We start from the raw sequence: 12,059 nt of genomic DNA, 5'->3' as shown, positions 1-12,059 counted from the left end.
TAGCTAGGCTGTGCGGGCCTTAGCCGTATATCTCTGCTAGTTTGCTGACTTTGGAACAAACTGCTATTTGCGACTTATGAATTTAGGAAAGGGCTCCTGCCCCAGGCGGCTGGTTCTATTGGCGACAGTTTCGTTATCGACACTGCTCGGGGTCGCCACCTTCACGAGCGGAAAAGAGCGAAAACCTAGCTCTTCGGTAGCATCCAAGCCAGCCAAGAAGAAGCTGCTTTTCTCCGACGACTTTCAAACGCTTGATACCCTTACGTGGCGCCCCGAAATCGAGCCGAAGCCTAATTCTACGGTGTATGCCAAGCAAGGTAAGCTCGTGTTGGATACGCAGGGCGGCGTAACGGTGTGGCTGAAGCAGCCATTGCACGGCAACCTCCAAATAGAATACACCCGGAAGATACCCGTAGCCGGCGACCCCAACGACCGCCTCTCCGACTTAAATCAGTTCTGGATGGCTAGCGAGCCCACCGGTGATGGTACCACGCTGGCCACCCGTAGCGGTAAGCTGGAGGAATACGACAACCTCCGCCTTTACTATGTTGGAATGGGTGGCAACACCAACAGCACCACGCGCTTCCGCAAGTACCCGGGAAATGGTGAACGAACCCTACTTCAGGAGTACAGTGATGCAGTGCATCTGCTCCAACCTAACAAGGAGTACAAGATCAAAACCATCGTGCAAAACGGCACGACTAGCTTCTGGGTGGATGGCAAGTGCTTTTTTACCTACAAAGATCCGGCACCGTTGCCGACTGGCTACTTCGGTATTCGCTCCACGAAGTCGCGCCAAGAAATATCGAACTTCCGGGTGTACCAGTTAGACTAAGAGCCCAGCTACCTAGGTCCGTTATAAGTTGATTTATTAGAAATACTCGTGTGAACTCGTTTGATTCTTCTCGTCGCGCCTTTGTCAAAAAATCATTGGTCATGGGCGTAGCGCTGCCTTTGGCACCTGTGTTGGCCGCCCGTATGGAAAGCGACGAAACGGTAGCTGCCAGCTCCAACAACCCCGTGCCGCTGCATTGGCTAGAGGATACAGCTAGCACTAAAGCTGTGGGGGTAACCTGGGGCGTGCCGTGGCCAAAAGGCAAGCACAAGAAAGGGACGGCCTTTTCGCTACACGATCAGCAAGGCAGCTCGTTTGCCGTTCAGAGCTGGCCCCTAGCCTATTGGCCAGATGGCTCGCTCAAGTGGACTGCCCACGCCGCCCAGCTAGTTCCGGCACAGACGCAAGGCTTAGTCCTGAGCACGGCAAAAACAGCTAGCCCCACGAAGGGCCTAACCGTCACAGAAGCCTCGAACGCTATTACAGTAGATACTGGTGCTATTCGGTGCCAGATCCATAAACAAGGTTCGACGCTCATCACGGCTATCACCAGAGATGGCCGGGCAGTTGCCGCCGCTGGCCGTTTGGTACTGCTAACGCAAGATCGTGTTGATGCGGAAGATGAAGGCGTCACACGCACGCAAGAGTTTACGGGCGAAATCAGCCAGGTAACAGTCGAGCAGTCGGGGCCCGTGCGCGCCGTGGTGAAGCTAGAAGGCAAGCACCGCCAAGCGAAGGCAAGTCGGGCGTGGCTGCCTTTCGTGGTGCGCCTGTACTTCTACGCGGACAGCGAGGCGGTGCGCGTGCTACACACCATCACCTACGATGGCGACGAAACCCAAGACTTTATCAAAGGCGTTGGTATTCGCTTCGCGGTGCCGCTGCACGCTCCCCTCCACGATCGGCACGTTCGATTTGCAGGTGAAGACCAAGGCATTTTCGGGGAAGCAGTGCGAGGACTGACGGGCCTGCGGCGTGACCCTGGCGCAGCCATCACCAAGGCCCAAGTAGCAGGACAAGCTACACCCGATGAGAAAAGCTTTCCACCCGAAGTAGCTAGTCACCTTAATTTAATTCCCGCCTTCAGCGACTACACGTTGGTGCAGCCTTCTGCGGATTCATTTGCTATTCGCAAACGCACTCGGAAAGGCTTTACGTGGCTTAACTCGGCCACTGGCAAACGTTCTGCGGGTCTCGCCTACCTAGGTACCCCGACGGGTGGGCTGGCCTTTGGCATCAAAAACTTCTGGCAGAACCACCCCGCTCAACTCGACATTCGCAACGCCGTGACCGACGAGGCCGACGTTACGCTGTGGCTGTGGGCACCCGAAGCGCCGCCCATAGACCTGCGCTTTTACCACGACGGGCTAGGCCAAGATACCTTTGCCAAGCAGCGGGAAGGCCTCGACATCACCTACGAAGACTATGAGCCAGGCTTCGGCACCCCGAAAGGCGTCGCACGTACCAGTGAGCTGATGCTCTGGGCGCTGCCTGCCACTCCATCGGCGGCGGCGCTAGCTTCGCTTGCCACCACGTTGCAGACGCCACCCGTGCTAGCTTGCACGCCCGCTTACTTACAGGAAAGAGCGGTGTTCGGGGATAATTGGAGTGTGCTTGACCCCACGTCGCCGGCCAGGGCCAAAATTGAAAAGCAGCTAGCCTGGTACTTCGATTTCTATAAAAACCAAGTGGATCAGCGCTCCTGGTACGGGTTCTGGAACTACGGCGACGTGATGCACAGCTACGATGAGAGCCGCCACGTGTGGAAGTACGACATCGGCGGCTTCGCCTGGGATAACTCGGAGCTCTCGACTGATATGTGGCTGTGGTACTACTTCTTAAGCACAGGCCGCGCCGATGTATTCCGCATGGCGGAAGCCATGACGCGCCACACGGGGGAGGTCGACGTTCACCACCTAGGTCCGTTCGCGCCTCTCGGCTCGCGCCACAACGTGCTACACTGGGGCGACAGCGCCAAGCAGCTGCGCATTAGCACGGCCGCTAACCGCCGCTTCTATTATTATCTCACTGGTGATGAACGCGTGGGCGACTTACTACGCGAGCAAGTTCCCGCCGCCAAAGCCCTACTTACCATTCAACCTGGTCGCAAGCTTCCTCAAGACGACCCGCGCAAATCGGGTGTGACCAAGACAGAAGCCTACTGCTCTTTCGGCACCGATTGGGGCGCTATTGCCGCCGCCTGGCTTACGGAATGGGAACGAACTGGTAATGCGCAGATCAAGCAAAAGCTCTTGAACAGCATGCAGACGATTGCTGCGCAGCCACATGGTTTTTTCACTGGCAGCGCTTTGTTGGATGTGGAAACGGGAAAGTTTCGCCTTTCGACGGATACCAAACCGTACGCCCAGCACTTGAACGCAGTATTTGGCCTTCCAGAAGTTTGCGCGGAGTTGATCACGCTAGTGGATATGCCCGCGTTTGAACGCGCATGGCTAGCCTATTGCGAGTTATATAATGCTTCGGAGGCTGAGCAAGCCGCTCGGCTTGGGCAGTCGTTGGGTAAGCTTAACCTTCGCCAGGGGCACTCCCGCCTTACTGCTTTTGCCGCTAAACGTAAGAAAGATAAAAAGCTAGCCCTACGCGCCTGGGATGAATTTTATCACGCGTCCGGAGGGCTCACGACGCATCCGCAAGCGCATCTGCTGAAAGGGCCCGAGGTACTAACGCCAGTTGATGAAGCGCCCGGAATTTCCACAAATTCGGTGGCGCAGTGGAGCCTAGCGGCCATTCAATGCTTAGCATTGGTCGGCGATGAAATTCCGAATGGGCTATAAAAGCAAAAGCCGGTCAATGACCGGCTCCTGTTCCACAACCAAAACACCTAAAAAACTATTCTTTCGAATTAGCTTGTTACAAGTCTCGTGCCAAGAATAAATCGTTGGATTGAAAAAAGTAGAATTTAGTTCATTAGCTAGCGAGTTTGTTCTAGTGATGCACCAGAGTTAGGAACGATAAATGGCCGTTTCCTCGTAAATTGCCTAGTTGTTGCTGCTTTTTTTATTCTCTCCATCTCATCAGTCCTCTTTATGGAAGCTCCTCACGACGAGTTTATGCGCGAAGCCATTCGCCTCTCAATCGAAAAAATGCAGGCCGGTCACGGTGGGCCATTTGGGGCAGTGGTCGTAAAAGATGGCGAGATCATCGCACGTGGCTTCAACCAAGTCACGAGCACGCACGACCCAACTTGCCACGCCGAAGTAGACGCCATTCGCAAGGCCTGCGCCACGCTCGGCACCTTTCAACTTACTGACTGTGACCTATATACCTCTTGCGAACCGTGCCCGATGTGCCTAGGTGCCATTTATTGGGCCCGTCCGCGCCGCGTATTTTATGGCAACACGAAGCAGGATGCTGCGGCTGTTGGCTTCGACGATCATTTTATCTACGATGAGATTGAGAAGCCTCTTGGCGAGCGTACGATTCCCATGCAGGAGTTGCTGCGGGAGGAAGCTCGTGCCGGTTTTCGCGCTTGGGAAGAGCATGAGAGCCGCAAAGAATACTAGAGGCTAGGTAGCCTAGCTGTATACTGGCAAAATATTTTTGCTTGATACCCAAAACGAAGGAAGGCCGGACGCTACTAGCATCCGGCCTTCCTTCGTTTTGGGCCACCCACAAGATTCGTGCAGTAATTGAACCTAGGCAGTTATTTTTTGGATTTATTTTCCACGCATGCCCATCATCTTGGCCATTTGTGCCATTCCGCCTTTGGTTTGGCTCATTTTGTTCATGGTGCGCATCATTTTGCGCATATCCTCAAACTGCTTCATCAGGTTGTTCACCTGCTGAATGTCGGTGCCGCTACCTTTGGCGAGTCGCTTGCGGCGGGAGCCGTTCAGCAGCTCGGGCTGGGCGCGCTCCTGTGGGGTCATGCTCTTAATGATGGCTTCGATTGGCTTGAAGGCGTCATCATCAATATCGATGTCTTTGATGGCCTTGCTCATGCCGGGGATCATGCCAACCAAGTCCTTCAGGTTACCCATCTTCTTGATTTGCTCCAGCTGCGATAGGAAGTCGTCGAAGTTGAACTGGTTCTTGCGAATCTTCTGGTTGATGCGCTTGGCCTCGTCTTCGTCGAACTGCTGCTGGGCACGTTCCACAAGCGAGATAACGTCGCCCATGCCGAGGATACGCTGGGCCATCCGGTCTGGATAGAACATATCCAGCGCTTCCATCTTCTCACCCGTCGAGATGAACTTGATGGGCTTCTCCACCACCGCCCGAATCGAGAGGGCCGCACCACCGCGCGAGTCACCGTCGAGCTTGGTGAGCACCACGCCGTCGAAGTTCAGACGGTCGTTGAAGGTTTTGGCCGTGTTGACCGCATCCTGGCCCGTCATGGAATCTACCACAAACAGCGTCTCCGACGGATTAATAGCCCGCTTCACCTGCTCGATTTCGGCCATCATCTGCTCATCCACGGCCAAGCGACCGGCGGTGTCGATGATGACTACTTTCTTGTTGTTTTTGCGCGCGTACTCAATGGCGTTCTGCGAAATCTGAACAGGATTCTTATTGTCCGGCTCCGAGTACACTTCTACGCCTACTTGCTCGCCGAGCACCTTCAGCTGATCGATAGCAGCGGGGCGGTACACGTCGCAGGCTACCAGCAGCACGTTGCGGTTTTGCTTTTTGATGAAGCTAGCTAGCTTACCGGCAAAAGTCGTTTTACCCGAACCTTGCAAACCCGACAACAGCACCACCGCCGGGTCACCTTTAATAACGATATCCTGCTTTTCGCCACCCATGAGCTCAGTGAGCTCATCGTAGACGATCTTTACCATCAACTGGCCGGGCGAAACGGTGGTTAGCACGTCGCGGCCCATGGCCTCGTCCTTGATCTTGTCGGTTACTTCTTTGGCAACCTTATAGTTCACGTCGGCATCCACCAGCGCGCGGCGGATTTCCTTAATGGTGGCGGCAACGTTAATTTCCGTGATGCTGCCCTGACCTTTCAAGGTCTTAAACGCACGGTCGAGTTTGGTACTTAAGTTATCGAACATCTGCTGATGTGCTGATTGTGTAGGTTGCTAATGAGCTGAGTAAGCGGCGAAGAAGCCTTGTTCAGCACGATGTTTACGAGAGCAGCGCGGCCAATGGACCGCGTCGCTCATCGTAGGCTGCATCACCTTGTTCCTTGCTATATCGACTAAGAAAACAGCGTGAAATAAAGTTTTGCTCCCAAAATTAACCAGAAAACCCCGAAAGCCGATACTGCTTACCTTCGTGCTTTCCTTATACCGCCAAACTTCCTTGCTTCTATGCGCTTGCTCGTGATTACTTACTACTGGCCACCTTCGGGAGGCGCAGGCGTGCAGCGGAGCTTAAAGTTTGTGAAACACCTGCCGGCGCTGGGGGTAGAGTGCACTGTTATCACGGTTGACCCTAATAAGGGCGCTTACCCGGTGCTGGATCATTCGTTGGCAGCCGAAATCCCACCTAGCGTTCGCGTCATCCGGACGGATACGTCGGAGCCTTTTGGGAGCTACAAGAAAATCACGGGCCGTCAGCAGATTCCCTATGGGGGCTTCGCGAATGAAAGCAAAACCAGCTTTCAGCAGCGTTTTTTCAAGTTTGTGCGGGGCAACGTGTTCATTCCCGATCCGCGCCGCGGCTGGAACCGGCACGTGCTGCGGGCGGTAGCGGACTTGCTGGCCCAAGGCGAAACCTTCGATGCCGTGCTGACCAGCTCGCCGCCGCATTCCACCCAGCTTATCGGCCTAGCCTTGAAGAAACGTTACGGCTTGCGCTGGCTAGCCGATTTGCGCGACCCTTGGACCGATATTTACTACCACAAGGAGCTGAACCAAACCCCTCCGGCTAGGTGGTTGGATGCTTATTACGAGCGCCAAGTGCTAGAGCAAGCTGACGAAATCCTCGTGACCAGCCCCGACACGAAGCGCTTGTTTCTGGGAAAATCGCCACGGCTTACGGCCAGCAAATTTCATGTGCTTCCTAATGGCTACGACGAAAGCGACTTTCGCATTCGCTCTACCCCTCCTACTGAGTGCCTGCTGATTACGCACACGGGCACCATCAGCGAAACCTACCATATTGAGCTGTTCCTGAAAGCATGCGCCGAATGTAGTCAGCGGCACCCCGATGTGCCGCTGCGGCTGCGCTTCGTGGGCAAGGTGTCGGATGGCGTGCGGCAACAGATCGAGGAAAACAACCTAGGTTCGCAGGTTGAGTTCATTTCCTTTGTTCCCCACGAAGAGTCAGTGCGCTACCTGCTACGGGCCACGGTGCTGCTCATGGCCATTCCCGACGTGCCCAATAATTTCGGCATTCTGCCGGGCAAAGTATTCGAGTATTTAGCTGCTAATAAGCCCATTATCTGCATTGGCCCGGTTGGCTCTGATGCTGATAACTTGCTAGAGGAATGTGGCGCGGGCCGGGCCCTAGCCTATGATGCTTACTCGGCTATGCTAGAGCATTTGGAGGGACTAATAGCCCAATGGCGCAAGAACTCGAACCTGGACTTACCAGCCCTGAACAACACGCGCTATTCTCGTAAAGCCTTGACTCAGCAGTTGGTACAGCTAATGCAAACGAAGTAGAACAGGGTACGCGCCGGAGTGCGTGTATGTAGCACGGACTCCAAAGTCCGCGCTACTTTACTAGCTTTTCCCAAGCGCCACGCACCTTGCTAGGCACCCGGCTTGCCAGGCGGGCGCGCCAATCGGCCCAGGCGGAATGACCTAGCTGCTGGCCTTGCCAACGTTCAATGGCGGTGGCCACGCGCTGCGCCAGCGTCCGGTAGTGCGCCCGTTGGTAGTGCCGAAGATTGTTGGTAACGTCGGCTGGCGTTTTGACGAAGTCACGCACGTCAATTAGAAAGCAATTTTCTGCCGCGCCCACAAACTCGTTAAGCGCCTGATTCATCTGGCTATGGCGTTGCTTGGCGCCCATTTCTCCCGAACCAGGCACTTCGATTTCGGCTCCATTGAGAAAGAAGATAGGCACATTGGCGGGCAATTTTGCTCGCAGCCAGCTTAAGTTCTCTTTAAACTGGGCAGGCGTAATTTGCCCTACACACGCAAATTCGGCTTGAAAACGACGCAAAAAAGCCTCGTCCATTCCCCGAAATTTGCGTTGAGCGTACTTGGCCGCTTGTGCGGTAGGGTCAACTTTCGTAAGATCTTGGTAACCACCAAACGGCACGCTTATCCCGGTGCTTCTCTCTTGGTACAGCTCCTGCGTGTAGTCCATCAAGGGGCTGTAAACCAGCGCTTCATAGCTGCCATCCCAGAGCTTAGTTTGAAACGCTTCTTTGCCTAGGAAGGGCAATGCCTGTGCTAGCCGCTGCTGCTCGGCGGGCGGCAACTCATGGCTGAGTCGCAACAAGGCAGTATGTTCTATGTGAACGGGTATTTGGTTCTCGTTCACGTAGTTAAATTCTTCTTGCACCTCCAGGTGAAAGGCTTGCAGGAAGGGAGTCAGTTGACCTAGGTCGCAGCCGCCCTTGAGCAACACGCGCAGTTGGGTGCCTGGTTCGCCAGTAGGCTCCACCAGCGTATTACTTTTCGCCGCCGCTTCTTCGGTTACTACCGTAACCCAATCGGGCCGCTCGGTTTGGTTCAGCTCCGTGGCCACTTCGCCTTGTACCTCAAGCTTTGGGAAGCCTAGCCACGCGTAGGTAAACTGCTCAACGCCGAGATGCAGGATGCGGCAGGAGAATACCAGTTGTTCTAACTGGTTGTCGGTCAGGTTCAGGCAGTAGATACCTACCAGGCCATAATCCCCGAAACGGTCGTGCACGCGCACGGTGCCCCAGCGGCGCTCGGGGTCCTGAAAGCTAGCTTGCAGCTCCTCCTTCGTGACGCGCCGCTTGGTAAAATTCAGCTGATTGGAACGGTTAATGAGCTCCTCAATCCGGTCGAGGTCGGAAAGCATGGCGTTGCCTTCGCGAAACTGGATGCGCACAGCCGAATCACGTAAGAAAGCTAGGTTATCCTGGTAAGTGGCGCGGGCTTGCTGTTGGCGTTCGAGCAGTTTGTACTGCTCCAGGCGCGAAAAGCTAGGATCAGGCTTGCCGCTGGCACGCAACAGCGGTGCGAGCTGGGGTAAGTCGGTGGGGTCGGCCACTTGCAGCTTGGGGTTGTAAAACTGCGCCTCAGCCCGGTTGATGGGGTTATCGTCTAGAAATAAGGCGTTAGGAGCCCGTAGCTGCATCTGCTCCAGCAACTCCTTAATAATAGGCCCCTTCGGCTGCCAGCTGATCTGCGGAAACACGAACAAGTCGCGGATACCTAGCTCAACAAGCTTGGCTTCGGCAGCGGCAAAGTCGTTTTTGCTAACGATGGTGTGCACAATGCCCCGTGCTGCCGTTTCGCGCACCAAGGCTAGGTTCTCTTCCAGCGCTTCCACGGCCCCTTCTGAGAGCGTACCGCGCCAAAAGGTATCGTCGAGGTCCCAAATAATGACTTTGACTGGTTCTGGCATTTTCGTTCCTGATTGTTTGTTCTTGGCCTCTGGTGTTGTTAACACGGTTTTGGCCTTTTCCTCACCAAAACCCAAAACAAACAACTAAAACCAAGCGGAGGCAAAAGTACGCAACCTCGGTGCGGAATGCCTATTTTTGCCTTCCTTACCCTAGCTGGCCGTCGCCAGCCTTTCTTTTATATGGCCCTCGACCTCAATCATAAATCCATTCTGGTAACCGGTGGCACCGGCTCGTTCGGCAAGAAGTTCGTACAGACGGTGTTCGAGAAATTCCCCCAGGTGAAGCGCCTCGTGGTGTTTTCGCGCGACGAACTGAAGCAATTCGAAATGTCGCAGGTGTTTCCGCACAGCCAGTACCCCGCTATCCGCTACTTTATCGGTGATGTGCGCGATGCCGACCGGCTGAAGCGGGCTTGCGAAGGCGTCGACGTGATTGTGCACGCCGCGGCTCTTAAGCAAGTGCCGGCCGCCGAGTACAACCCGATGGAGTGCATCAAGACCAACATCTTCGGTGCCGAAAACGTCATCAACGCCGCCCTCGACTGTGGTGTGCAGCACGTAGTAGCCCTGAGCACTGACAAAGCCGCCGCCCCCATCAACCTATACGGGGCGACGAAGCTGTGCTCGGATAAGCTGTTCGTGGCGGCTAACAACATGAAAGGCGCCCGCGACCTGCGCTTCTCGGTAGTGCGCTACGGCAACGTAATTGGCTCCCGCGGCTCGGTAGTGCCCTTTTTCATGCAGCGTCGGCACACGGGCGTACTGCCCATCACCCACCCCGACATGACGCGCTTCAACATCTCGTTGGAAGGTGGCGTCGACTTGGTGCTGTACGCGTTGGAAAATGCCTGGGGCGGCGAAATCTTTGTGCCCAAAATACCTAGCTACAAAATCACGGAAGTAGCGCAGGCAATTGCTCCTGGCTGCCGCCAGGAAATTGTAGGTATTCGCCCCGGCGAGAAACTCCACGAAGAGATGATTACCGAAACCGACGCCTTAAGCACGGTGGAACTAGCTAAGTACTACGTGATTCTGCCTTTCACGCCGCAGTGGGATGTCGACAAGTTCATTGCTCACTTCGGGGGTAAGCGCGTGCCCCTAGGTTTCCACTACGATTCGGCCAATAATGAAGAATGGCTCAACGCCGAGCAGATTCGCGAGGAAATTCGGGAGCATGTGGACCCGGCGTTTGTTGCTTGATAAATAATTTTTTCGTATAAAAAAAGGGCGTCTCTAAGCTTAGAGACGCCCTTTTTTTATATGTTAACTATTAGAATAGCCTAACCTTATTCCACTATCAACCGCTTAGTTGTAGTGATGGTTGGACTCCTAATTTCGACCGTATATACTCCTCTATCTAACCCAGTCAACATTAACTTAGCGTCCTCCTTGCTATGCCAAGCTGGCACCATTCGGCGCACTTGTTGGCCCATCGAGTTGTAGAATACTACCTCCAAAGACTGTTTGAACAGATTAGTTGGCAAATCAAGGGTTACTTGATCGTGGGCAGGGTTTGGATAAAGTGCTATTCCGTTACCTACTGCCGAATTAGCTGTAGCTAATGGAATTCCAGCAAACGCATTGGGGAAGTTAGGTAATCCAACCTGACATAGACGACCGTTTAGGTAAAGGCCGTTTTCCCGATAGCCACACCCACTTCCGCGAACATTTGGGTTATCAATGACAGCTACGTAGGGACTATTGTAAATGGCAGCATACATTTTACCATTAGATGCTAGCTGCAGAGCGCCAATTAAGAAATAAGATGTACTACCCACGACAGTAGCTGAGGCCGCAATAGCTGCCGGTGAACCAGCATTTAGGTCAAACTGATATAGGTAACCGCCATCCAGATTGCTGCCATACAAAAGCCGTCCGTTAGGCGAAAACTCCACTCCATAGCTCCGGTAGAACTGAGGCAGCCAGATGTAATTAGATAGTTGACCAGTAGCGTTGTTGAAATCAAATAATTCAAAATTAGCATCACGAATTCCTAAAGCCAATTTGCTTCCATCGGGTGAAGCACGTAGGTATCCGACAGCGTTAGCATTACGGTAATTACCACCTCCGCCTTGATGCACAGATCCAATGGAGGTAATGACTGGCACGTTGCTTATACCATTTGGCGAAACTAAGTACGCATAGAACGTATTAGTCTGCCAACCGTGCACCACAATCCATGTATCCCGTCCGTTGGCATGTCGTACTGCGGTTAGTTTTTCAGTCAGAGATACATTAGATAGTTGGATTGCCTTAGTAGCAACAGCACCTACTCCATTTTGCTGCGTCATGTCAACAATGGAGTACTTTAGCCCACCTACCAAAAGATTATCACAAGCGTCCACAGTGAAGACATAATACTGTGAAGGGCTAGCTGGGTTCTTCACAATAATCGCCCCCTGAGAAGCAGACTCATGTCCACCTATATTTTGTCCATTTGTCATCATCTGATGATTACGATTCCAAATGTTCACACTATTTGTGTAAAACAACAGGTTACCTACTTCATCAGATATAGTTGCACAAGCCTCGTAAGTAACCATTGCGCTGTTAGTTAAGGGCGCGGGCGTAGACGTTGTGAATGTGAGAGCGGCGTTCTGTCCGAAATACCAGTTCTGGACTTCTCGTTGTGCATACAATGACATAGGCAACAACATAGAAAGTAGCAGTAATATTTTTTTCATATAGGAAGGAATTTTGAAATTGATCAAGTAAAAGTATAAACTCTTCGGCAAACATGGCAAATAATTTATATTTAATA

General features: G+C 53.5%; 8 protein-coding genes. 5 read left to right on the top strand and 3 right to left on the bottom strand.

What is annotated here, in order from left to right; genetic code table 11:
* Positions 1-76 precede the first annotated feature (76 nt).
* The 3 genes from BXP70_RS17475 to BXP70_RS17465 all read left to right on the top strand — a co-directional run bounded on the left by BXP70_RS17475 (position 77) and on the right by BXP70_RS17465 (position 4,359).
* On the top strand, positions 77-835 hold the full coding sequence (locus BXP70_RS17475) for a DUF6250 domain-containing protein (protein WP_143436548.1): 759 nt from the start codon (positions 77-79) through the stop codon (positions 833-835).
* Positions 836-885: 50 nt separating this feature from the next.
* Positions 886-3,630, top strand: coding sequence for an exo-rhamnogalacturonan lyase family protein (locus tag BXP70_RS17470; RefSeq protein ID WP_245849669.1), 2,745 nt, complete (start codon positions 886-888; stop codon positions 3,628-3,630).
* A gap of 252 nt (positions 3,631-3,882) precedes the next feature.
* Positions 3,883-4,359: a nucleoside deaminase gene (locus tag BXP70_RS17465; RefSeq protein ID WP_086595392.1), complete on the top strand. Its 477-nt coding sequence runs from the start codon at positions 3,883-3,885 to the stop codon at positions 4,357-4,359.
* A gap of 153 nt (positions 4,360-4,512) precedes the next feature.
* Here BXP70_RS17465 and ffh read toward each other — a convergent pair whose 3' ends face one another.
* The gene (gene ffh / locus BXP70_RS17460) at positions 4,513-5,856 is read right to left on the bottom strand and encodes a signal recognition particle protein (protein WP_086595391.1); all 1,344 of its coding nucleotides are present in this window, start codon (positions 5,854-5,856) and stop codon (positions 4,513-4,515) included.
* A gap of 258 nt (positions 5,857-6,114) precedes the next feature.
* Between ffh and BXP70_RS17455 the strand changes: the two genes are divergently transcribed.
* Complete coding sequence (locus BXP70_RS17455; RefSeq protein ID WP_245849668.1) at positions 6,115-7,413, top strand: glycosyltransferase family 4 protein; 1,299 nt, start codon at positions 6,115-6,117, stop codon at positions 7,411-7,413.
* A 52-nt stretch (positions 7,414-7,465) separates the two neighbouring features.
* Here BXP70_RS17455 and BXP70_RS17450 read toward each other — a convergent pair whose 3' ends face one another.
* Positions 7,466-9,298, bottom strand: coding sequence for a hypothetical protein (locus BXP70_RS17450; RefSeq protein WP_086595390.1), 1,833 nt, complete (start codon positions 9,296-9,298; stop codon positions 7,466-7,468).
* 180 nt (positions 9,299-9,478) lie between these two features.
* Between BXP70_RS17450 and pseB the strand changes: the two genes are divergently transcribed.
* On the top strand, positions 9,479-10,498 hold the full coding sequence (pseB, locus tag BXP70_RS17445; RefSeq protein WP_086595443.1) for a UDP-N-acetylglucosamine 4,6-dehydratase (inverting): 1,020 nt from the start codon (positions 9,479-9,481) through the stop codon (positions 10,496-10,498).
* Positions 10,499-10,584: 86 nt separating this feature from the next.
* Here the strand turns inward: pseB and BXP70_RS17440 are convergent, their stop codons facing one another.
* Positions 10,585-11,982 carry a T9SS type A sorting domain-containing protein gene (locus BXP70_RS17440; protein ID WP_179197731.1) on the bottom strand — a complete coding sequence of 466 codons (1,398 nt, stop codon included), beginning with the start codon at positions 11,980-11,982 and terminating at the stop codon, positions 10,585-10,587.
* Positions 11,983-12,059 lie beyond the last annotated feature (77 nt).

Source organism: Hymenobacter crusticola (assembly GCF_002154225.1).
GTDB classification, from domain to species: domain Bacteria; phylum Bacteroidota; class Bacteroidia; order Cytophagales; family Hymenobacteraceae; genus Hymenobacter; species Hymenobacter crusticola.
This window is presented reverse-complemented; position numbering and strand designations above follow the sequence as displayed.